This is a genomic window from Streptomyces sp. ISL-99 (assembly GCF_018614005.1).
Classification (GTDB): Bacteria; Actinomycetota; Actinomycetes; order Streptomycetales; family Streptomycetaceae; genus Streptomyces; species Streptomyces flavidovirens.
Genome location: NZ_JAGGPC010000023.1, coordinates 148,238 through 170,820 on the forward strand (window position 1 = coordinate 148,238; position 22,583 = coordinate 170,820).

General features: G+C 68.4%; 16 protein-coding genes. 10 read left to right on the plus strand and 6 right to left on the minus strand.

From position 1 onward, the window contains the following. Positions 1-22 precede the first annotated feature (22 nt). Both J7E91_RS15250 and J7E91_RS15255 read right to left on the minus strand, forming a co-directional pair. Positions 23-1,501, minus strand: a complete 1,479-nt coding sequence (locus J7E91_RS15250; RefSeq protein WP_374224710.1) for a glycosyltransferase family 87 protein — start codon at positions 1,499-1,501, stop codon at positions 23-25. A gap of 131 nt (positions 1,502-1,632) precedes the next feature. Continuing rightward, positions 1,633-4,332, minus strand: a complete 2,700-nt coding sequence (locus J7E91_RS15255; RefSeq protein ID WP_214903855.1) for a transglycosylase domain-containing protein — start codon at positions 4,330-4,332, stop codon at positions 1,633-1,635. A gap of 365 nt (positions 4,333-4,697) precedes the next feature. Between J7E91_RS15255 and J7E91_RS15260 the strand changes: the two genes are divergently transcribed. The 3 genes from J7E91_RS15260 to J7E91_RS15270 all read left to right on the plus strand — a co-directional run bounded on the left by J7E91_RS15260 (position 4,698) and on the right by J7E91_RS15270 (position 7,899). Next, positions 4,698-5,381 carry a PadR family transcriptional regulator gene (locus J7E91_RS15260; RefSeq protein WP_028810707.1) on the plus strand — a complete coding sequence of 228 codons (684 nt, stop codon included), beginning with the start codon at positions 4,698-4,700 and terminating at the stop codon, positions 5,379-5,381. Between the two features lie 49 nt (positions 5,382-5,430). Beyond that, the gene (locus J7E91_RS15265) at positions 5,431-6,513 is read left to right on the plus strand and encodes an inositol-3-phosphate synthase (RefSeq protein WP_214903858.1); all 1,083 of its coding nucleotides are present in this window, start codon (positions 5,431-5,433) and stop codon (positions 6,511-6,513) included. 108 nt (positions 6,514-6,621) lie between these two features. Next, positions 6,622-7,899, plus strand: coding sequence for an MFS transporter (locus tag J7E91_RS15270; RefSeq protein WP_214903861.1), 1,278 nt, complete (start codon positions 6,622-6,624; stop codon positions 7,897-7,899). Between the two features lie 135 nt (positions 7,900-8,034). On the opposite strand, the gene J7E91_RS15275 is transcribed toward J7E91_RS15270, so the two are convergent. Continuing rightward, a complete protein-coding gene (locus J7E91_RS15275) occupies positions 8,035-9,477 on the minus strand; it encodes a CCA tRNA nucleotidyltransferase (RefSeq protein ID WP_214903864.1) in 1,443 nt (480 codons plus the stop codon). A 183-nt stretch (positions 9,478-9,660) separates the two neighbouring features. Between J7E91_RS15275 and J7E91_RS15280 the strand changes: the two genes are divergently transcribed. The 7 genes from J7E91_RS15280 to trxA all read left to right on the plus strand — a co-directional run bounded on the left by J7E91_RS15280 (position 9,661) and on the right by trxA (position 19,277). Beyond that, positions 9,661-11,958 carry a DUF6049 family protein gene (locus J7E91_RS15280; protein WP_214903867.1) on the plus strand — a complete coding sequence of 766 codons (2,298 nt, stop codon included), beginning with the start codon at positions 9,661-9,663 and terminating at the stop codon, positions 11,956-11,958. Positions 11,959-12,097: 139 nt separating this feature from the next. Beyond that, entirely contained in the window at positions 12,098-14,299 is a 2,202-nt protein-coding gene (murJ, locus tag J7E91_RS15285; RefSeq protein WP_214903876.1) for a murein biosynthesis integral membrane protein MurJ, read from the plus strand. Between the two features lie 124 nt (positions 14,300-14,423). Further along, positions 14,424-16,139, plus strand: coding sequence for a protein kinase family protein (locus tag J7E91_RS15290; RefSeq protein ID WP_214903886.1), 1,716 nt, complete (start codon positions 14,424-14,426; stop codon positions 16,137-16,139). 29 nt (positions 16,140-16,168) lie between these two features. Continuing rightward, positions 16,169-16,888: an RNA polymerase sigma factor SigM gene (gene sigM, locus J7E91_RS15295; protein ID WP_214903888.1), complete on the plus strand. Its 720-nt coding sequence runs from the start codon at positions 16,169-16,171 to the stop codon at positions 16,886-16,888. Then, positions 16,885-17,781, plus strand: coding sequence for a zf-HC2 domain-containing protein (locus tag J7E91_RS15300; RefSeq protein WP_214903890.1), 897 nt, complete (start codon positions 16,885-16,887; stop codon positions 17,779-17,781). The genes sigM and J7E91_RS15300 overlap by 4 nt, the downstream gene beginning before the upstream one ends. 125 nt (positions 17,782-17,906) lie before the next feature. Beyond that, positions 17,907-18,881, plus strand: a complete 975-nt coding sequence (gene trxB / locus J7E91_RS15305; RefSeq protein WP_028810698.1) for a thioredoxin-disulfide reductase — start codon at positions 17,907-17,909, stop codon at positions 18,879-18,881. 48 nt (positions 18,882-18,929) lie between these two features. Further along, positions 18,930-19,277 carry a thioredoxin gene (gene trxA, locus J7E91_RS15310; RefSeq protein WP_214903892.1) on the plus strand — a complete coding sequence of 116 codons (348 nt, stop codon included), beginning with the start codon at positions 18,930-18,932 and terminating at the stop codon, positions 19,275-19,277. A 79-nt stretch (positions 19,278-19,356) separates the two neighbouring features. Here trxA and J7E91_RS15315 read toward each other — a convergent pair whose 3' ends face one another. From J7E91_RS15315 to J7E91_RS15325, 3 genes are all read right to left on the minus strand, one after another. Continuing rightward, positions 19,357-19,974: a GNAT family N-acetyltransferase gene (locus J7E91_RS15315; protein WP_028810696.1), complete on the minus strand. Its 618-nt coding sequence runs from the start codon at positions 19,972-19,974 to the stop codon at positions 19,357-19,359. Between the two features lie 309 nt (positions 19,975-20,283). Continuing rightward, entirely contained in the window at positions 20,284-21,387 is a 1,104-nt protein-coding gene (locus J7E91_RS15320) for a ParB/RepB/Spo0J family partition protein (RefSeq protein ID WP_214903894.1), read from the minus strand. Further along, entirely contained in the window at positions 21,384-22,460 is a 1,077-nt protein-coding gene (locus J7E91_RS15325; protein WP_214903977.1) for a ParA family protein, read from the minus strand. Before J7E91_RS15325 ends, J7E91_RS15320 begins: the two co-directional genes overlap by 4 nt. Between the last annotated feature and the right edge of the window lie 123 nt (positions 22,461-22,583).

Consider the following 22,583-nt stretch of genomic DNA (forward strand, 5'->3'; position numbering starts at 1 on the left):
GTCAGCCTCCAGGCGTCAGGCGTCAGCCGCCGGCCCGGGTGCTGCCCCATTGCACCTGTGGCCCCTCGCTGTGGTGCTGGGCATGCCGGGGCGGGTGTGCCGCCTTCCCCAGGACGAAGGTGTCCTCGGCTCCGTCGAGGACACCGCCCGAGGGGTCGTCGGAGCCGTCGCGCCGTACAGGGTCCCGTTCGGGCATGAGGATGTCGCGTACGACGACGGCGCACAGGTAGAGCGTGGCCAGCAGGTGCAGCGCGATGGCGAGCTGGTAGCCCTCGGGGGGCAGTCCGCGCTGTTTGTCGCCGCTGGTCGTGTACGCGAGGTACATCCAGATCCCGAGGTAGTACATGACCTCGCAGGCCTGCCAGATGAGGAAGTCGCGCCAGCGCGGCCGGGCCAGGGCGGCGAGGGGGATGAGCCACAGGACGTACTGCGGTGAGTAGACCTTGTTGGTGAGGATGAACGCGGCGACGACCAGGAAGGCGAGCTGGGCGAAGCGCGGCCGGCGGGGCGCCGTCAGGGTCAGTGCGGCGATGCCCGCGCACAGTACGACCATCAGGAGCGTGGCGTACGCGTTGACGGCTTCGATGTCGAGCTGCTTGCCGGTGCGCTGCGTGATGATCAGCCAGAAGGAGCCGAAGTCGACGGACCGTTCCTGGCTGAAGGTGTAGAACTTCTTCCACCCCTCGGGGGCGAAGATCATGACGGGCAGGTTCACGAGCAGCCAGGCGCCTGCCGCGCCGAGCAGCGCGGCTCCGTACTCGCGGTACTTGCCGGCCCTCCAGCACAGCACGAGGAGCGGTCCCAGGAGCAGTACGGGATAGAGCTTCGCGGCGGTGGCGAGGCCGATGAGGATGCCGAAGGCCAGCGCGCGTCCCCGGGACCACATGAGCATCGCGGCGGCGGTGAGGGCGACGGCGAGGAGGTCCCAGTTGATGGTGGCGGTGAGGGCGAGTGCGGGCGCGAGAGCGACGAGCAGGGCGTCCCAGGGGCGTCGTCGGTGCGTACGGGCGACGCAGACGGCGGTGATGGCGGCGCAGACCATCAGCATGCCCGCGTTGACCATCCAGTAGGCCTGTTCGCGCTCTTGTACGGATCCGTCGAAGGGCATGGTCAGCCAGGCGGCGACCTGCATGAAAAGCCCTGTCAGGACGGGGTATTCGAGGAACTGCATGTCGCCGGTCAAGCGATCGAAATACGGCACGAGGCCGTCGGCGAAACCGCGCCCCAGATACAGGTGCGGGATGTCGGAGTAGCAGGCGTGCGTGTACTGCGAACTGGTGCCGCGGAACCAGGCCCACTCGTAACAGGGGATCTTCTGCACCATGCCGAGCGCGAACATGCCGATCGCGACCAGGGCGACGACGCGGACCGGCGTGAGCCGGTCGGTGCCCTGCCTGGCCCACCTGCCGACGGGGCCGCCGATCAGCTCGCTGCCTGCTGCGGCGACCTTGTCCTGATGCGTGGGCCGTACTGGGGGCCGGTCCTCGTGCACGCTCGTCATGGGGGCCATCCTGCCGTACGGGGCTGTGCGTACGGGCTGGGCGTACGGCTGGGTGTAGGGCTGTGCATACGGCGAGGGCCGCCGCACCGGGTGCGACGGCCCTCGTCAGGGGGTGGGGGTGGGGCGTGGCGTCAGCCCCCGCCCCCGCCTCCGCCGAACAGGCCACCGTTGCTGTTGCTGTTGCCCGGCTTGCCTTCGGTGCTGCCGTCGGTAGTGGCGCCGTCGGTGGTCCCGCCGTCGGCCGTACCGCCGTCGGTGGTTCCGCCCGTGTCGGTGCCGCCGGCGTCCATTCCACCCGTATCGGTGCCGCCTGCGTCCGTACCGGCGTTGTCCTTGCCGCCGCTGTCCTCGCAAGCCCAGTCGAGCGGGTTGCAGGTCTCGGTCTCGCTCGGGCTCACGGACGGCGACGGGGTTTGCGAGGGTGCCTCGGTCGACGGAGTCGCGGAGGGCGTCTGGGACGGGGTCTGGCTGGGTGTGGGGGACGGCGTCGGTGACGGCGCGCCGATCGAGTCGGCCTTCTTACCGATCGGGAGCGCCTCGGGGAAGTCCTTCGCTTCCACTCCCTTGAGAGCGTCGCGCATGTAGTTCGTCCACACCTCGGTAGGAATGTCACCACCATGGATGGAGGGGACGCCGCCCGTTCCGTTCATCGAGAGCAGCTTGCGGGACTCGGGGTCCGTACGGAACAGGGTGACGGCGGTCGACAACTGCGGGGTGTAGCCGACGAACCAGGCCGACTTGTTCTTGTCGGTGGTACCGGTCTTGCCTGCGGCGGGGCGCCCCAGCTTCTGTGCCTTGGTGCCGGTGCCCTCGTCGCCCTGGATGACGTTCTCCAGGACATCGGTGACGTTGTTCGCGACGTCCGGGTCCATCACCCGCTTGCCGACAGGCGGTTCGAAGCCGTCTACCGGCTCGCCGTCGTAGAGAACCTTCTCGACAGAGTAGGGCTCGTGGTGCTTGCCGGAGGCGGCGAAGGTCGCGTACGAGTCGGCCATGCGGATGGCGCTCGGCGTGGACGTGCCCAGGGAGAAGGAGGCGTTGTTGTTGGGGTCCATCGAATCCTTCAGGATCCCCGTGTTCTCCGCGACCTTGCGCACATTGTTCAGGCCGACGTCGATACCGAGCTGAGCGAACGGGGTGTTGATGGATTTCTCCATCGCTTCCTTGAGCGTCACGTAGCCGTACGCCCTGTCGCTCTCGTTCTTCTGCCGGAACGGCTGCCCGTTCTTGCCGGGGAGCGGGTTACCGCTGGGGTACTTGATCTCGATCATGTCGTTGCCGTTGTACTTGCTCAGCGGCGAGATCCCCTCCCCGCCGGAGTTGTGCGTGCCGTGCTCCATGGCCGCGGCGAGGACGTAAGGCTTCCAGGTCGAGCCGACGGGGACACCGGAGGTGTCGGCGTTGTTGGTGAAGTGCTTCTTGTCCCAGCCCTCGCCGCCGTAGAGCGCGACGATCGCACCGGACTTCACATCCACCGAGGCCGAGCCGAACTGTACGAACTTGTCCTTCTCAGGGCGCGCCTTTGTGTCCAGGAACTCCTTGCGCGTCTTGTTGACCGCTGTCTCCATCGCCTTGACCTTGTCCTTGTCGAAGGTCGTGTAGATGCGATAACCGCCGAGCTCGAGCTTCTCCGGCGTGATCTCGGTCTGCTTCATCACGTACTTCTTGGCGGTCTCGACCAGGTAGCCCTTCTGGCCACCGAGGCCAGTGGCCTGGTCGGAGTCCTTGAGCTTGGGGAACCCGGACTTCTTCCACTTGTCCCGCTCAGCCGGCGTCATCCGGCCGACCTCGACCTCGCGGTCGAGGATCCATGACCAGCGGTCTTTGGCGCGCTCGGTGTTCTGTTCCTGGCTGGCGTTGTCACCAATGCCGCCGTCGGGGTTGAAGAGGTTCGGCCCCTTGAGGAGTGCCGCGAGGAAGGCGCTCTGACTTTCGGTCAGCTCGTCGCTGTCCACGCCGAAGTACGCCTGGGACGCGGCCTGGATTCCGTAGGCGCCGCGGCCGAAGTACGCGGTGTTCAGGTACCCCTCAAGGATCTTGTCCTTGTCCACCGTCGCGCCGACCTTGATCGAGATGAAGAGCTCGGTGAACTTGCGCTTCATTGTCTGGTCCTGCTCCAGGTACGTGTTCTTCACGTACTGCTGGGTGATGGTTGAGCCGCCCTGCGTCTCTCCGCCCTTGGCCATGTTGACGACGGCCCGGGCGATGCCCATGGGGTCGACGCCCCAGTCGGTGTCGAAGGAAGCGTTCTCTGCTGCGATCACCGCGTCCTGCATCGACTCTGAAATCTTGTCGATGGTGACGTTCTGGCGGTTGCGCTGGCCACCGGTGGCGGCAAGCTGCGTACCGTCGTCCCAGTAGAAGACGTTGTTCTGCGCCTGGGCCATCTTCTGCGGGTTGGGGGTGTCAACCCATGCGAAGGCCACTCCGGCCCCGGCGACCATGATCGCGAAGAACCCCAGGCAGGTGCCGCCGACCAGCTTCCAGGACGGCACGAACCGTCGCCACCCGTATCTGTCCGAACGCGGGTAGTTGATGAAGCGGTCGTTGTCCGGCGGGCCTCCGCGGCGCCCCCGCGCCGAGCCGCGGCCCGCAGGCTCCGCGCCGCGCCGGCGCGAGCCGCCCGACGCCCCGCGCTGGGCGGCACGGCGCGCTTCCGCTCTGCCGCCGGGCGGACGTTCCTCTCCGTACGAACCGGACGACATCTCAGTGGTGCTGCGGGTGTCCCGCGTGGGGGCCGCGCGGCGGCCTGATGGCTGCTGGGCGGCTCGCCGGGCCGCGGCACGTCCTCCGTCCTGCGGCTGCGACGGTTTGCGACGGTGCTCGCTCATCGAACGACTACTCCTCGGGCAGGCGAGATCGCCTGGAAGCGGCAGGTGAGTTCCGGTCCCCCCGAAGTACGGACCAGCCCGGGGCCGGGCTCGTCCGTACGGCCTCATGTGCATCCAGGACGAGGACGCTCCCTGGCGTCACTTGGTTCCCGGTGGTCTGCATGCCGCACAGACTACGCACGGTCAAAACCCACCCAGTGCCGATGTTCACCCCAAATCAGGCAAGTTGCGTGCATCGAATTGGTGATGTGACGCCGTTCACCATGGCCCCTCTTGTCCCATCGGCACGGTCGTTCTATCGTCTGGATGTATCGAGTCGATACATCAGCTCGGCATAAGGACGTCGGCGACTGAGGAGGCGAAGGATGAGCAGGCGCTCAGGCATCCTCGAATTCGCCGTGCTCGGCCTGCTGCGCGAGTCCCCGATGCACGGTTACGAGCTGCGCAAGCGGCTCAACACCTCGCTGGGGATCTTCCGCGCCTTCAGCTACGGGACGCTCTACCCCTGCCTCAAGACGCTCGTCGCAAACGGCTGGTTGATCGAAGAGCCCGGCAGCGCTCCCGAGGACGCGCTCGCCGCTTCGCTCGCGGGACGCCGGGCGAAGATCGTCTACCGGTTGACGGCCGAAGGTAAGGAGCACTTCGAGGAGCTGCTCTCCCACACCGGGCCCGATACGTGGGAGGACGAGCACTTCGCTGCCCGTTTCGCCTTCTTCGGACAGACGGAGCGCGAGGTGCGGATGCGGGTGCTCGAGGGCCGCCGGAGCCGGCTGGAGGAGCGTCTCGAGAAGATGCGCGCCTCCCTGGCCCGTACCCGCGAGCGCCTGGACGACTACACGCTTGAGCTGCAGCGGCACGGCATGGAGTCCGTGGAGCGCGAAGTGCGCTGGCTGAACGAGCTCATCGAGAGCGAGCGGGCGGGGCGGGATCAGCGACGATCCGACCCCGGTGACCCGGCTCGTCACGACACCACATCTGGAGAGACGGACGGCCTGCCCCGGCACCGGGACGACACCGGTCCGGATCCGTCCGACGACACCGTCAAGTGAGGCCCTGCACATCCGCAGGCCTCGTCGAGAACACAGGGAGCAACCGCCAATGGGTTCGGTTCGCGTAGCCATCGTCGGCGTGGGCAACTGCGCCGCCTCGCTGGTGCAGGGCGTCGAGTACTACAAGGACGCCGACCCGGCGGGCAAGGTGCCGGGTCTCATGCACGTGCAGTTCGGCGACTACCACGTGAGTGACATCGAGTTCGTCGCCGCGTTCGACGTCGACGCCAAGAAGGTCGGCCTCGACCTCGCGGACGCCATCGGCGCCAGCGAGAACAACACCATCAAGATCTGCGACGTGCCGAACAGCGGCGTGACCGTTCAGCGCGGCCACACCCTCGACGGTCTGGGCAAGTACTACCGCCAGACCATTGAGGAGTCCGCCGAGGCGCCGGTCGACATCGTCCAGACCCTCAAGGACCGCCAGGTCGACGTCCTCGTCTGCTACCTGCCCGTCGGTTCCGAGGACGCCGCGAAGTTCTACGCGCAGTGCGCCATCGACGCCAAGGTCTCCTTCGTCAACGCTCTCCCCGTCTTCATCGCGGGCACCAAGGAGTGGGCGGACAAGTTCACCGAGGCGGGCGTCCCAATCATCGGCGACGACATCAAGTCGCAGGTCGGCGCCACCATCACGCACCGCGTCATGGCGAAGCTGTTCGAGGACCGGGGCGTCGTCCTGGACCGCACGATGCAGCTGAACGTCGGCGGCAACATGGACTTCAAGAACATGCTCGAGCGTGAGCGCCTGGAGTCCAAGAAGATCTCGAAGACGCAGGCCGTCACCTCGCAGATCCCCGACCGCGACATGGGCGCCGACAACGTCCACATCGGCCCGTCGGACTACGTGGCCTGGCTCGACGACCGCAAGTGGGCGTACGTGCGCCTCGAGGGCCGTGCCTTCGGTGACGTTCCGCTGAACCTGGAGTACAAGCTCGAGGTCTGGGACTCCCCGAACTCCGCGGGTGTCATCATCGACGCCGTGCGCGCCGCGAAGATCGCCAAGGACCGCGGCATCGGCGGCCCGATCCTCTCCGCGTCCTCGTACTTCATGAAGTCCCCGCCGGTGCAGTACTTCGACGACGCGGCCCACCGCGCCGTCGAGGCGTTCATCAAGGGTGAGGTCGAGCGCTAAAGCTCCGCCGGTTCGGGCTGCTGCGCCTGAAGCTCCAGCGCATGCCGATCGTCGAGGGTCCCCGGGCAATCCGCCCGGGGACCCTCGACGTGTGTGACCCTTGCTCGCATGCCCGTCGTACGTGATCTGCGCGTACTCCTGCGCCTGACCGACTTCCGCCGCCTGCTGACGGTCCGGCTGCTCTCGCAGTGCGCGGACGGCGTGTACCAGGTCGCGCTCGCCGCGTACGTCGTCTTCTCCCCCGAGAAACAGACCTCACCCGGCGCGATCGCCTCTGCGATGGCCGTACTGCTGCTGCCCTATTCGGTGGTCGGCCCGTTCGCGGGTGTGCTGCTCGACCGCTGGCAGCGCCGGCAGGTCTTCCTGTACGGCAACCTGCTGCGGGCGGTGCTCGCCTGCGGCACGGCGCTGCTGATCCTCGCGTCCGTGCCCGACTGGCTCTTCTACGCCTCGGCCCTGTCCGTCACCGCCGTCAACCGATTCGTGCTGTCCGGCCTCTCGGCCGCGCTGCCACGTGTCGTGGACGCCGACCGCCTGGTCATGGCCAACTCGCTGTCCCCGACCGCCGGTACGCTCGCCGCCACCGCGGGCGGCGGCCTCGCCTTCGCGGTGCGACTGGTGGCTTCGCACTCCGACGCGGTGGTGGTGCTGCTGGGGGCAGCCCTCTATCTCAGCGCCGCCCTGTCGTCGCTGCGCATGGGCCGCGAACTGCTCGGTCCCGATCCCGATCAGGTACAGCCTCGGCTGGGGGCCGCCCTGGCCTCCACGGTGCGGGGCCTCGCCGACGGCATGCGGCACCTGTCACAGCGCCCACCCGCGGCACGCGCGCTGGCCGCGATGACGCTGATGCGCTTTTGCTACGGCGCGCTGACGGTCATGGTGCTGATGCTGGCCCGGTACGCCTGGTCCGACGGACAGGAGGGAGGGTCCGAGGGTCTGGCGCTGCTCGGGATCGCCGCCGGGTTCTCCGGGGCGGGGTTTTTCGCGGCCGCGGTACTGACGCCCTGGGCGGTGGGGCGGCTGGGACCGTACGGGTGGATGGTCATGTGCGCGGCGTCGGCCGCCGTACTCGAACCGGGCCTCGCGCTGCCCTTCTTGCCCGTACCGATGATGATCGCCGCCTTCGTGCTCGGCCTCACGACACAGGCCGCGAAGATCACCACGGACACGGTGGTGCAGTCGTCGGTCGACGACGCGTATCGCGGGCGGGTCTTCTCGATCTACGACGTGCTGTTCAACGTCGCCTTCGTGGGTGCTGCGGCAACGGCGGCGGTGATACTGCCCGCCGACGGCCGCTCGGCTCCTTTGGTGGTCACGGTCGCTGTCATCTACGCGGTGGTCGCCGCAACTTTGCTCCGCTGGAAGCGAGTTGGAGGCGTCCCATAGCGTGCGCGCGTCCCACACTCGTATGCGCAGCGCATTCCCGGGCCGCACCCGCCGCAGCCCAAGGGGCGGTGTTTCACGTGAAACACCGCCCCTCGCCGCGTTCGTCCGCCGTCATGTTTCACGTGAAACATGACTTCAGCTCTGCGCGGCCCACCACTCCTTGAGCGCCGCGACAGCCGCGTCGTGTTCCATCGGCCCGTTCTCCAGGCGCAGCTCCAGCAGGAACTTGTACGCCTTGCCGATCTCCGGGCCTGGCCTGATGCCGAGGATGTCCATGATCTGGTTTCCGTCCAGATCGGGCCGGATGGAGTCGAGCTCCTCCTGCTCCTTGAGCTGCGCGATGCGCTCCTCAAGTCCGTCGTACGCCCGCGAGAGCGCGCCGGCCTTGCGCTTGTTGCGCGTGGTGCAGTCCGAGCGGGTCAGCTTGTGCAGCCGCTCCAGCTGCGGGCCCGCGTCACGCACGTACCGCCGCACCGCCGAGTCGGTCCACTCGCCGGTCCCGTAGCCGTGGAAGCGCAGGTGCAGTTCCACCAGCAGCGAAACGTCCTTGATCATGTCGTTCGAGTACTTGAGGGCGGTCATGCGCTTCTTCGTCATCTTCGCGCCGACCACCTCATGGTGGTGGAAGGAGACCCTGCCGTCCTGCTCGAAGCGCCGCGTCCTGGGCTTCCCGATGTCGTGCAGCAGCGCCGCGAGCCGCAGCACCAGGTCCGGCTCGCCCTCTTCCAGGCCCATGGCCTGCTCCAGGACGGTCAGCGAGTGCTCATAGACGTCCTTATGCTTGTGATGCTCATCACTTTCCAGGCGCAGCGCCGGCAGCTCGGGAAGCACGTATCCGGCGATCCCACTGTCGACGAGCAGCCGCAGACCCTTGCGCGGGTTCGCGGAAAGAATCAGCTTGTTGAACTCGTCACGCACCCGCTCGGCCGAGACGATCTCGATGCGCTCCGCCATGGCCGTCATCGCCGCGACCACCTCGGACGCCACCTCGAAGTCGAGCTGAGCAGCGAACCGCGCGGCGCGCATCATGCGCAGCGGGTCGTCGGAGAACGACTCCTCGGGGGTCCCGGGCGTGCGCAGGACGCGGGCCGCAAGGTCTTCCAGGCCGCCGTACGGGTCGACGAACTCCTTCTCCGGCAGCGCGACGGCCATCGCGTTCACGGTGAAGTCACGGCGTACGAGATCGTCCTCGATGCAGTCGCCGTAGGACACCTCTGGCTTGCGGGAGGTCCTGTCGTACGCCTCGGAGCGGTACGTCGTGACCTCGATCTGGTAGCCCGCCTTCTGGCATCCCACCGTGCCGAAGGCGATCCCGACCTCCCACACCGAGTCCGCCCACGGCCGGACGATCTTCAGTACGTCGTCGGGCCGGGCGTCGGTCGTGAAGTCCAGGTCGTTGCCGAGGCGGCCGAGCAACGCGTCCCTGACCGATCCGCCGACGAGCGCGAGACTGAAGCCCGCGTCCTGGAAACGGCGCGCGAGATCGTCGGCGACAGGGGAGACCCGCAGCAGTTCGCTGACCGCGCGGCGCTGCACCTGATTCAGGGCACTGGGATTGTCTTCGTTGGCGTTCGGCACAACAGAAAAGGGTACGTGCCCCGGCCGGCCGAAGCTTCCCCGTTTATTGCCGCCCGACAAGACTCTTCCGATCATGTGGAGCAGTGGGCAGCACTTCGCCACAGCGCACCTCGTTACCATGCGTGGACGCAAGAACCGACAACCAACACCGGCAGCAGACGAAGACTAGGGACGGGCGTGGGCGTGGCCGAGGCGGCAGACTTTCAGGGGATGGTTCCCTCACCTGCCCGCCGGTGGCTGCGGCGCACGGCAGGGCTGCTCGCGGGCGCCCCTCTGGTGGCGGGCCTTGTGTATCTCCCGGCGCCCGCGCACGCCGCCGAGGACGCCACCGGCTCACGCACGGTCGATGTGTCCCTCGACGCGCTGACCCCCGGAGCGCCGGTGGAGGGGGACAAGGTCACCGTCTCCGGCACGGTCACCAACAGGGGCAAGGAAGCTGTCACCGACGCGCATGTCGGGCTCAGCGTGGGGCCGCGGCTCTCCAGCAGGACGGCGATCGACGCCGCGGCCGAACACAGCCGGGACGCCGACGGGAGCGCCCCCGCCGAGCTCGGCGGGAAATTCACGAAGAAATTCGCGAAGCTCCCGGCCGGCATCAGCGAGGACTTCAGCATCACCGTGCCGGTCGACAAGCTCGACCTCGACGACCAGGGCGTCTACCAGCTCGGGGTGTCCCTGTCGGGACAGACCCCCAGCCGCCCGTACGAGCAGACGCTGGGCATCCAGAAGACCTTCCTGCCCTGGCAGCCCGACGCCACGGAGAAGAGGACCCAGCTCACCTATCTCTGGCCGCTGATCTCCTCGACGCATCTCACCGCGGAAACGGGGTCGGACGAGCAGCAGACCCCGGTCTTCGAAAACGACAACCTCGGCGCGGAGCTGGCCCCGGGCGGGCGGCTGAACCAGTTGGTCTCGCTCGGCAATGAGCTGCCTGTCACCTGGGTCGTCGACCCGGACCTGCTCGCCACGGTGAACGCCATGACGGAGAGCTACCAGGTCAAGTCCGAGGACGGTGAAACGACCGTCGCGGGCAAATACCAGGCCGTGGCCAACAAGTGGCTCAGCGATCTCCAGAAGGCGGTGGAGGGCCGGAAGGTCGTCGCGCTGCCGTTCGCCGACCCCGACCTGGCCTCGCTGGCACACCGCGGCAAGGACGTTCCGGGCTCCCTCAGTCACCTGCGGCGCGCCACCGACGTCGCCGCGACCGCCGTGAAGTCGATCCTCCACACAGAGCCCTCCACCGACTTCGCGTGGCCGGTGAACGGCGCCGTCGACCCGTCGGTCGTCGATGTCGCCACTTCGGCCGGCGCACACAACGTGATCGCCCGCAGCGACAGCCTCCATGAGACGGGCGGCCTTCCGTACACGCCCACCGCGGCCCGGCCGATCGGCGGCGGCACCACCGCGGTCGTCGCCGACAGCCGGCTCTCGACCGCCTTCGAGGGCGACATGTCGAAGGCCGGGGACTCCACCCTGGCCGTACAGGAATTCCTCGCCCAGACCCTGGCGGTGACCCTCCAGGACGAGGAGAAGCAGCGCAGCATCGTGGTCGCCCCGCAGCGCCTGCCGTCCGTGAGCCAGGCGCAGTCGATGGCGAGCGCCCTGCACAGCCTCGACGCGCAGCGCTGGTCGCAGCCGCTGGACCTGGTGGCCGCGGCGAAGGCGAAGCCCGACGCCCGTGCCACGACCGACGTGCCGGGCCCGGCCTCGTACCCCCGGTCACTGAGCAAGCGGGAGCTTCCGGCCAAGGCGTTCCAGGACATCAGGACCACGCAGAGCAAGCTCGACAACTTCAAGGTGATCCTCACCGCCCCCGACCGGGTGGTCACCCCCTTCGGCAACGCGATCAACCGTGCGATGTCGACGTCCTGGCGCGGCAGCGAGCGCAAGGCCCAGAAGTACCGCGACGGGGTCCAGAGCTACCTGGTGAGCCTCACCGACGAGGTGCAGCTCATCCAGAAGTCCGACGCGACCCTGTCGGGGCGCAGCGCGACCGTGCCCGTGACCGTCCAGAACCAGCTGGTGCAGGGCGTAGAGCACCTGGTGCTGCGGCTCAAGTCGACCAAGCCCACCCGCCTCAGGCTGGACGGGGACCAGAGCGTCGCCGAGCGTCCGGTGAAGGTCGCGGGCGGCCACAGCCAGTCGGTGAAGTTCACGGCGACCGCCAACGCCAACGGCCCGGTCCCGGTGATCGCCCAGCTCTACACCGAGAACGGCACACCGTACGGCCGTGAGATGGAATTCACGGTCGACGTGAACGAATTCACCCCGACCGTGATGCTCGTCATCGCCGGCGGTGTGCTGCTGCTCGTCCTCGCCGGCATCAGGATGTACTCCCAGCGCAAGCGCGCGGCGGCCCGTGAGGCTGCCGAAGGGAGCGGCGGCGAGGGTGACGACTCCGAGCAGGCGAGTGACCCGACACCGGACACCGGTCCCGAAAGCGGCGACCCGTCGGGCGCAGGTGAGAAAGTGGACCGTTGAGCTACGCCGTGGCCGGTAGGCCGGGGACGAAGAGGTGGGGTTGCGATGCAGCGTCTTGCCGGGGCACAGTCCCCGGATCCCCCGCCGGTACACCCAGCGGGGCACAGCTCGCCGGAACAGAAGCTCGAGGGGAGCACCAGTGAACGCGCCGTACGACGGTGACCGTGGACAGGGCGCGAGTGACACCGCGCCTTTCCGAGGCGTGCCCCCGGAGCCCCCGGCAGCAGGCCATGTGCCGTCGCCGCAGCATCCCGAGTCCGCGCAGGAGCCCTACGCCACCCCGGACCCGTATGTCCAGGACGCCTACAGCCACGACCCGTACCGCGCCCAGGACCCCTCCGCGCAGGACCCGGTGACGGAGGCGCTCTACGACCGCGCCTCGCACCCCCCGCCGCCGCCGGGCACCTACCCGGAGCCGCAGCCGCTGTACCAGCAGCCGGCCGCGCCGCAGTACGCACCGGACCCGCACGTATGGGCCCAGACCCCGCCGCCCGAACCGGACGGCCCGTCCCGCCATCTGCCGTACGGGGACAATCCCGCGACCACGGAGTTCGTGGGCGTCGACGACCTCGTCACGAAGACGGGCGAGGAGATCCCCGGGCAGCAGGACGCGTTCGCCCACCTCTACCGCGACCAGCAGGCGCCCGGGCAGCCCGCTCCCACGGCCGCACCCGAGCCGGTGCCGGCCCCCGAGCCGCCCAAGAAGCCCGCCGGGCGCGCGGCCAGTGTGCTGAAGTCGAGCGCGCTGATGGCCGCGGGCACGCTGGTCTCCCGCCTCACCGGCTTCGTACGCAGCCTGGTGATCACCGCTGCGCTGGGCGCGGCCCTGCTCGGTGACACCTTCACCATTGCGCTGACCCTGCCGACAATGATCTACATCCTCACGGTCGGCGGCGGCCTCAACTCGGTCTTCGTGCCCCAGTTGGTGCGCGCGATGAAGAACGACGAGGACGGCGGCGAGGCCTTCGCCAACCGCCTGCTGACCCTCGTCATGGTGGCGCTCGGCGCCATCGTGGCCCTCGCGGTCTTCGCGGCGCCACTGCTCATCCGCCTGATGTCCGTGCCGATCGCCGACGACGAGGCGGCTAACAGCGTCGCCGTCACTTTCGCCCGCTACTGCCTGCCCACGATCTTCTTCATGGGCGTGCACGTCGTCATGGGGCAGATCCTCAACGCCCGCGGGAAGTTCGGCGCGATGATGTGGACCCCGGTCCTCAACAACATCATCATGATCGCCACGTTCGGTCTGTTCATCTGGGTGTACGGCACCTCCGCCGAATCGCAGATGGGCGTGCGGACCATCCCGGACGAGGGCGTCCAGCTACTGGGTGTCGGCACTCTGCTCGGTCTCACCGTCCAGGCCCTGGCGATGATCCCGTACCTGCGCGAGACCGGGTTCCGCTTCCGGCCCCGCTTCGACTGGAAGGGCCACGGGCTCGGCAAGACCGTCAAGCTCGCCAAGTGGACCGTCCTGTTCGTCCTCGCCAACCAGGCCGGCGTCCTCGTCGTCACCCAGCTCGCCACCGCGGCGGGCAAGGCGTCCGGCAAGGACGGCGCGGGCATCCTCGCCTACTCGAACGCCCAGCTGATCTGGGGCATGCCACAGGCCATCATCACGGTCTCCGTCATGGCGGCCCTGCTGCCCCGCATCTCCCGAGCCGCACACGACAACGACCCGGGCGCCGTCCGCGACGACATCTCCCAGGGCCTGCGCAACTCGGCCGTGGCGATCGTCCCGGTCGCGTTCGCGTTCCTCGCGCTCGGCGTCCCCATGTGCACCCTGCTGTTCGCGTCCACCGGCCACGAGGGCGCCCAGGCCATGGGCTTCACTCTGATGGCCTTCGGTCTCGGCCTCATCCCGTACTCCGTGCAGTACGTCGTCCTGCGCGGCTTCTACGCGTACGAGGACACGCGCACACCCTTCTACAACACCGTCATCGTCGCCGCCGTCAATGCCGCAGCCTCAGCCGCCTGCTATTTCGTCCTGCCCGCCCAGTGGGCCGTGGTCGGCATGGCGGCCTCCTACGGCCTGGCCTACGCGATCGGCGTCGGTGTGGCCTGGCGGCGCCTGCGCAACCGGCTGGGGGGCGACCTGGACGGCACGCACGTACTGCGTACGTACGCCAGGCTCTCCGGTGCCTCCGTACCTGCGGCGATCCTCGGCGGCGCCGCGGCCTTCGGCATCATGCGGGTCCTGGGCAGCGACGCCTTCGGGTCGCTCGCGGCACTGGTCGCGGGGGGCATCGTCCTGCTGGGGGTCTTCTTCCTCGCCGCGAAGAGAATGCGGATCGTGGAACTCAACGCCATGGTCGGCATGGTGCGCGGACGCCTCGGACGCTGAGCGGCCGGGCGGCCCCGCACAACCATCACCGGCCGCCGCGTGTCGTGCATAGCGCCGGACTGTGGGCACAATTGGCATGGCTGTTCAACAGCGCGCAGCAACGGATGGGGAGGCAGGAACGACGGTGGCGGAACGTAGCACGGCTGCCGTCGACGTGGCAGACAACAGCGGTGACGAACCGCTGGCCGCCAAGGCGGACAAAGCCACGGCCGACGGGGTGGCAAAAGCCCAGGAGCCAGCGGACGACAGCAAGAGCGACGCGGACAGTGAGCGCCAAGGCGCCGAACCCCCCATCGCCACACCTGAGCTGCACAGCGGGCACAAGCTCGCCAGACGCTACCGGCTCGAAGAATGCGTCACCCGACTGGACGGTTTCAGCAGTTGGCGCGCGGTCGACGAGAAACTGCGCCGCGCCGTGGGCGTGCACCTGCTGCCCGCGGAACACCCGCGGGCCAGGTCCGTGCTCGCCGCGGCCCGCTCGTCGGCGCTGCTCGGCGATCCCCGGTTCGTACAGGTCCTGGACGCGGTGGAGGAGAACGATCTCGTCTACGTCGTCCACGAGTGGCTTCCCGACGCCACCGAACTCACGGCGATGCTCGCCGCGGGTCCGCTGGAGGCCCACGAGGCGTACCAGCTCGTCAGCCAGATCTCCCAGGCCATGGCCGCCGCACACCGCGAGGGCCTGGCCCACCTCAGGCTCACCCCGGGCGCCATCCTGCGGACCTCCTCCGGCCAGTACCGGATCCGTGGTCTCGCGGTCAACGCCGCCCTGCGCGGCATCACCTCCGACCGCCCGCAGCGCACCGACACCGAGGCGATCGGTGCGCTGCTGTACGCGGCCCTGACGCAGCGCTGGCCCTACGAGCGGGACGCCTACGGCCTGTCCGGGCTGCCCAAGGGCGTCGGACTGATCCCTCCGGACCAGGTACGGGCCGGCATCCACCGGGGCCTGTCGGAACTCGCCATGCGGGCCCTGGTCAACGACGGCGCCACCGCCTCCCGCCAGGAACCGCCCTGCACCACCCCCGACGAGCTGGCCAAGGCCGTCGCCGCGATGCCCCGCATCCGCCCGCCGGAGCCCACCTTCACGGCGCTGCCCGAGTACCAGCGCACCACCTACCAGCAGGGCACCTACGGCAGGCCGGGCCCGCACGCGGGGCTGCCCCCGACGCAGGCCGTCACGGCCGTACCCCCCCGGCCCCTCCAGAGCCGCACCGGGAAAGCCCTCAAGTGGGGCGTGGCCGCGCTGCTCATCGCCGCGCTGGGCCTCGGCAGCTGGCAGCTCGCGGACACGCTCCTGGACCGCGGCAATGACACCGGCGACACGAAGACCTCGCAGCCGAGCGACGAAAAGGCGCCCAAGAAGTCGGATCCCAAGCCGCTGCACATCGCCGACGCCACGGTGTTCGCCCCGAACGGCTCCGGGATAGAGCCGGAGGGCGTACCGAACAGCATCGACGGCGAAACCGGCACCGCCTGGATCACCGGGCAGTACCGCGATTTCGCCAATTTCGGCAACCTTCCGCAGCGCAAGGACGGCAGCGGAATCATCGTCGATCTCGGCAGCGTCAAGGACGTGTCCGGCATCGGCATCGACATGTACCGCAGCGGGCAGACCCTCGAAGTACTGGCCGCCGGCGAAGACGCCTCGGATCCAGCCACCCTCTCCGATTTCTCGCAGCGGATGACCAAACTCGAGCCGGCAGAAGGCAAGCTGGAAGCCACACTCGACAAGCCGGTCCGCACTCGGTACATCCTGATCCACATCACGTCTCTGCCGACCGACGGATCGGCCGACCGCTTCCGGGGCGGAATCTCGGAGATCAGGGTCACAGGCTGACCGGTACACCAGGGGGAGGGAGCTCACCGTTGGACGATGCCGCGCTCAGCGACACAAGCGACCAGGATCTCCTGGCCCGTCACGTCAAGGGCGACCCCGACGCCTTCGGTGAGCTCGTACGGCGCCACCGCGACCGGCTGTGGGCGGTGGCCCTGCGCACGCTGGGCGACCGCGAGGAAGCCGCTGACGCGGTCCAGGACACCCTGGTGTCCGCCTACCGCGCCGCCCACACCTTCCGTGGCCAGTCCGCCGTCACGACCTGGCTGCACCGCATCACCGTCAACGCCTGCCTCGACCGCGCACGCAAGGCAGCGTCCCGCAGGACCGCGCCGGTCGACGACGCGGAGCGCCTGGACCAGCTCCTGGAGCCCCACGAGTCCGCCGAGGCCCCCGCGGAACGCCAGGACCTCCACAGAGAGCTCATCGGCGCCCTGGCCACCCTGCCACCCGAGCAGCGGGCCGCGCTGGTACTCGTGGACATGCAGGGCTACCCGGTGGCGGAGGCCGCCCGCGTGCTCGATGTACCGACCGGGACAGTGAAGAGCCGCTGTGCGCGTGGCCGTGCCCGGCTGCTGCCGCTTCTCACTCATCTGCGCACGGGTGGAGGGGATAGCGAGGAGGTCAGCGGGGGAAGGAACCGGACGCCCGGGACATCCGTCCCACCGGCGTCGGGACCGAAGAACGCAGGGCCAAGGGACGCGGGACCAAGTGGTTCTGCTGCTGTGAAGGGCGGAGGTGGGCGCGCATGACATCGACGGCCGGCACGACTCAGCATCCGGACGTCTCGGAGATCTCCGACCTCGCCGAGGGCCTTCTGTCGCCCTCCCGCACGGCGGAAGTACGCCGGCATCTCGACGAGTGCGCGCTGTGCACCGACGTACAAACCTCTCTGAACGAGATCCGCGGACTCCTCGGCGCTCTGCCCGGCGCACACCGGATGCCTGCCGATGTCGCAGGCCGCATCGACGCTGCCCTGGCCGCCGAAGCGCTCCTCGACTCCACGTCGCCCGAAGAGACCGCGCCTGTTTCACGTGAAACAACGCCCGCACCGCATCCCGCCGAACCCGCCCCCGCAGCGGACCGCCCCGCCGGCCGCCCCCGCGCAGCCACCGGGCCCGGCCGGAACGGCAAGGCAAAGCACCGCCGACGCACTGCCCTCATCGGCGCCGTGTTCGGTACGGCCGCCCTCGGCCTCGGCGCGCTCCTGGTGCAGACGCTCCAGTCACCGGACAGCAAGGACGCCTCCGCCGACAGGAGCGCCTCCTCCACGAAGAAGACCGGTCCCACGTTCTCCGCGACCGCCCTCGAGGACCGGGTCCACAGCCTGATCGCCAAACAGCCGATGTCCCAGGGCGAGACGACGACCGAGAACGACCCCTCCATGGGCATCGAGTCCCACACCCCCCTGCGGAAAGCCGACGTGCCGGTGCCGCAGTGCGTCCAGGACGGCACCGGCCGCAACACCGTGCCGATCGCCGCGGAGGAGGGGACGTACGACGGCAAGAAAGCCTTCCTCCTCGTACATCCGCACGCCACCGACGTCACCCGCGTGCAGGCCTACGTCGTCGACGCCGCGTGTGAGGGGGCTGCTCCTCCGGTCAAGGGTGAGATTCTCCTGACACAGGCCTACCCCCGCCGTTGACATCGCGCCCGAATGGGGTCGGACACCTCGGGAATGCATGCCCCGTAGGATCCGTTGGGTGGGGTGAGAGTCCTAGACAGGCCCCAGTAGGCAGCAGGCAGTCCGCAGAGACGAGGAAATAACCCGTGAGCGACGTCCGAAACGTGATCATCATCGGCTCCGGGCCCGCCGGCTACACCGCCGCGCTGTACACCGCGCGTGCGTCGTTGAAGCCGCTGGTGTTCGAGGGTGCGGTGACCGCAGGCGGTGCTCTGATGAACACCACCGACGTGGAGAACTTCCCCGGGTTCCGCGACGGCATCATGGGCCCCGACCTGATGGACAACATGCGCGCCCAGGCCGAGCGCTTCGGCGCCGAGCTCGTTCCGGACGACATCGTGTCCGTCGACCTCACCGGCGACATCAAGACCGTCACCGACACCGCCGGCACGGTCCACCGCGCCAAGGCGGTCATCGTCTCGACGGGCTCCCAGCACCGCAAGCTCGGCCTGCCCAAGGAGGACGCCCTCTCCGGACGCGGCGTCTCCTGGTGCGCCACCTGCGACGGGTTCTTCTTCAAGGACCAGGACATCGCCGTGGTCGGCGGCGGCGACACCGCGATGGAGGAGGCAACCTTCCTCTCCCGCTTCGCCAAGTCCGTCACCATCGTCCACCGCCGGGACACCCTGCGCGCCTCCAAGGCCATGCAGGACCGCGCCTTCGCCGACCCGAAGATCAAGTTCGCCTGGGACAGCTCGGTCGCCGAGCTCCAGGGCGACCAGAAGCTCTCGGGCCTGACGCTGCGGGACACCAAGACCGGTGAGATCACTCCGCTGGCCGTCACCGGACTGTTCATCGCCGTGGGCCACGACCCGCGCACCGAGCTGTTCAAGGGCCAGCTGGAGCTGGACGACGAGGGCTACGTAAAGGTCGACGCACCGTCGACGCGCACGAACCTCACCGGTGTCTTCGCCGCCGGTGACGTCGTCGACCACACCTACCGGCAGGCCATCACGGCCGCCGGCACCGGCTGCTCGGCCGCACTCGACGCGGAGCGTTTCCTGGCGGCTCTGGCCGACACCGACAAGGTGGCCGAGCCGGAGAAGACCGCAGCCGCCTGACCTTCCCTCCCGCACCCCACACCCCACCCCGAAGTTAAGGAGGCTGCCGTGGCCGGCACCTTGAAGAACGTGACCGACGCATCCTTTGAGGAGGACGTCCTCAAGAGCGACAAGCCCGTACTGGTGGACTTCTGGGCCGAATGGTGCGGCCCGTGCCGCCAGATCGCCCCGTCGCTCGAAGCGATCGCGGCCGAGCACGGCGACCAGATCGAGATCGTCAAGCTCAACATCGATCAGAACCCGGCCACCGCAGCCAAGTACGGCGTCATGTCCATCCCGACGCTGAACGTCTACCAGGACGGCGAGGTCACCAAGACCATCGTCGGCGCCAAGCCGAAGGCCGCCCTCCTGCGCGACCTTGGCGACTTCATCGGCGAAGAGGCCACCAAGGCCTGACCGCCGGCTCCTTGTTTCACGTGAAACGTGTGTGGGCTCATCCCTGACCGGGATGAGCCCACACACGTTTTCAGCACCCTTACAGCGGACGGAGCACCGGCTCCTTCTGGACCGCCCCCAGCAGCCTGTCGAGAGCAAGCTCGACGTCTTCCTTCCAGGAAAGCGTCGTCCGCAACTCCAGCCTCAGCCGGGGATGCAGCGGATGCGGGCGTACGGTCTTGAAGCCGACCGACAGCAGATGCTCCGCCGGCAACAGACAAGCGGGCTCCGTCCAGCGGGCGTTGCCAAAGGCCTCGATGGCCTTGAATCCTCTGCGCAGCAAGTCCTTGGCGACGGTCTGCACCATGACGCGCCCCAGCCCCTGCCCCTGATAGCTCGGCATGATCCAGGCCGTCATCAACTGCACAGCGTCCGGCGACACGGGGCTGGTCGGAAAGGCCGTCGACCGCGGCACGTATGCCGGCGGCGCGTACAGCACGAACCCCACAGGAGCCTCGTCGACGTAGACGACCCGCCCGCACGACCCCCACTCCAGCAGGACAGCCGAGATCCAGGCTTCCTTCTCCAGCTCCGGAGTGCCCGCCTTTACCGCTGCTTCTCCACTGACTGGATCAAGTTCCCAGAAGACGCAGGACCGGCAGCGCTCGGGGAGGTCCGGAAGATTGTCCAACGTGAGCGGTACGAGCCGACGTCCCATGAAGGATGTTCCTCGCTTCCTTCCCCTGCCGCGTCACGGGCGGCTGCCAGCGCGCCACGTTCCCGGAGCAGACTGCCGACGAACCCGCCGACCGCTCCCAGACTCAGACCCGCTGTGACCAGTTGGCTGCGACTCACCGATCGCATGGCCCCCGCCCTCCCTCTCAAAGTGAACCAAGGTGGATGCGCCGTACCAGAACGCATCGTATCCACCCCGCGATCGGACGGATACCGAGAGACAGCAAAGGGCGGGTCGTGTTCCAGATTGCTCCGGACACGGCCCGCCCCGCAAACAGCTTCCGGCCAGAGTTCAGCTCTCGCCGTCCGCAGCGACCTCTTCGGTGAGCCCCTTCTGCAGGACCCGCCCCTCGCCGGGGGCCAGCGTCCCGAGGATCCGTTCCAAATCGTCCATCGACGCGAACTCGACGACGATCTTGCCCTTCTTCTGCCCCAGGTCGACCTTCACCCGGGTCTCGAACCGGTCGGAGAGCCGGGAGGCAAGACCGGACAGCGCAGGCGACAACCTGGCACCAGCACGTGGCCCCTTCGCCTTGGGAGAGCTCTGCGGAGGTGAGCCCATCAGAGTGACGATCTCCTCGACCGCCCGCACGGACAGCCCCTCGGCCACGATGCGGTGCGCCAGACGGTCCTGCTCCTCGGAATCCTCCACGCCGAGCAGCGCCCGCGCATGCCCGGCGGACAGCACACCCGCCGCCACCCTGCGCTGAACCGAAGGCGACAACCTCAGCAGGCGAAGCGTGTTGGAGACCTGCGGGCGCGAGCGACCGATCCGGTCCGCCAGCTGGTCGTGCGTGCAGTTGAAGTCCTTGAGCAGCTGGTCGTACGCCGCTGCCTCTTCCAGCGGGTTGAGCTGCGCCCTGTGCAGGTTCTCCAGCAAGGCGTCGAGGAGCAGCTTCTCGTCCTCCGTGGCCCGGACGATCGCGGGGATCCTCTCCAGCCCTGCTTCCCGGCAGGCCCGCCAGCGACGCTCGCCCATGATGAGCTCATAGCGCTCGGGCCCCAGCTGCCGCACAACGACGGGCTGGAGAAGCCCCACCTCCTTGATGGAGGTGACCAGCTCCGCGAGAGCGTCCTCGTCGAACACCTCACGCGGCTGCCGGGAGTTCGGCTTGATGGAGTCCAGCGGAAGCTCGGCGAAGTGCACCCCGGCTACCTCGTCGAGCTCTGCCGGCTCCGACTCCCGCGCCTGCAGGGGAGCTTGCGTTTCACGTGAAACGGGAGTCACAGGAAGCGAAGTCACCTTCGCGGCCGCCACCCCCCGCTCCGCGGTCAGCACCGGCACTGCCCCGGGAGACGTCGAAGCCGACCCTACGGGCGGGCTCGACGTCTCCTGCGAAGCGGCCGGGATCAGCGCGGCGAGCCCACGCCCCAATCCTCTACGTCGGTCACTCACTGGATCCCCTCCGACATGCTCTGCTGGCTGTTCTGGCTGCCCACGTGGGCATGCTGCGGGTCGTAGTGCACCCCGACACCCCGCAGCGCGATCTCACGAGCCGCTTCGAGGTACGACAGGGATCCACTGGACCCCGGGTCATAGGTGAGCACGGTCTGCCCGTAGCTCGGCGCTTCCGAGATGCGAACCGACCGCGGGATGCTCGTCTTGAGCACCTCCTTACCGAAGTGAGTACGCACTTCGTCGGCCACCTGAGAGGCGAGCCGGGTCCTTCCGTCGTACATGGTCAGCAGAATCGTCGACACATGCAGGTCCGGGTTGAGATGCCCCCGCACCAGATCGACGTTCCGAAGAAGCTGCCCCAGCCCTTCGAGCGCGTAGTACTCGCACTGAATGGGGATCAGCACCTCCGCGCCGGCGACCATCGCATTGACGGTCAGCAGGCCCAGCGAGGGCGGGCAGTCGATGAGGATGTAATCCAACGGCTGCTCGTACGCCTGGATCGCCCGCTGCAAGCGGCTCTCCCGCGCCACCAGCGACACCAGCTCGATCTCCGCACCGGCGAGATCGATGGTCGCCGGCGCGCAGAAGAGACCTTCGACGTCCGGGACCGGCTGGACCACTTCGGAGAGCGGCCTGCTGTCGACCAGGACGTCATAGATCGAGGGCACTTCGGCGTGATGGTCGATGCCCAGTGCCGTGGAAGCGTTGCCCTGCGGGTCGAGATCGACCACCAGAACACGCGCGCCGTGCAGCGCGAGCGAAGCAGCAAGGTTGACCGTCGACGTGGTCTTCCCGACGCCGCCCTTCTGGTTGGCCACCACCATGATGCGGGTCTGCTCAGGACGGGGCAGACCCTCACCGGCACGGCCGAGAGCTTCTACCGCCAGCTGGGCAGCGCGACCAATGGGGGTGTCGTCCATAGGGGGCGGTGTTTCACGTGAAACATCCTCCCCCACCGATTCGGATCGGGGACCGGGGACCGGGTCGGTCATCGGTCCCGCGATGTTGGCGTCGGACCGCAACGATTCACTCTCCTCGGCTTCAGGCTCGCAATGCACAGAGCCTGCCATGCTTTCGGGGTCATGAACCAGCGAGGCCCGTTCTTCTGTGGAGGAATCCACCTCTGTGGACAACTCCGTACCCCTCACGGGCCTGCGGTCGCGCGGTGCGGCAGCCGCACGACCGCGGCTGAT

Bases quoted from the DNA above. Each gene is read 5' to 3' on its own strand.
- J7E91_RS15265 (WP_214903858.1), top strand. From the start codon at position 5,431: ATGGGTTCGGTTCGCGTAGCCATCGTCGGCGTGGGCAACTGCGCCGCC.
- J7E91_RS15250 (WP_374224710.1), bottom strand. From the start codon at position 1,501: ATGACGAGCGTGCACGAGGACCGGCCCCCAGTACGGCCCACGCATCAG.
- J7E91_RS15270 (WP_214903861.1), top strand. From the start codon at position 6,622: ATGCCCGTCGTACGTGATCTGCGCGTACTCCTGCGCCTGACCGACTTC.
- J7E91_RS15255 (WP_214903855.1), bottom strand. From the start codon at position 4,332: ATGAGCGAGCACCGTCGCAAACCGTCGCAGCCGCAGGACGGAGGACGT.
- J7E91_RS15260 (WP_028810707.1), top strand. From the start codon at position 4,698: ATGAGCAGGCGCTCAGGCATCCTCGAATTCGCCGTGCTCGGCCTGCTG.
- J7E91_RS15325 (WP_214903977.1), bottom strand. From the start codon at position 22,460: ATGGCAGGCTCTGTGCATTGCGAGCCTGAAGCCGAGGAGAGTGAATCG.
- J7E91_RS15300 (WP_214903890.1), top strand. From the start codon at position 16,885: ATGACATCGACGGCCGGCACGACTCAGCATCCGGACGTCTCGGAGATC.
- J7E91_RS15315 (WP_028810696.1), bottom strand. From the start codon at position 19,974: ATGGGACGTCGGCTCGTACCGCTCACGTTGGACAATCTTCCGGACCTC.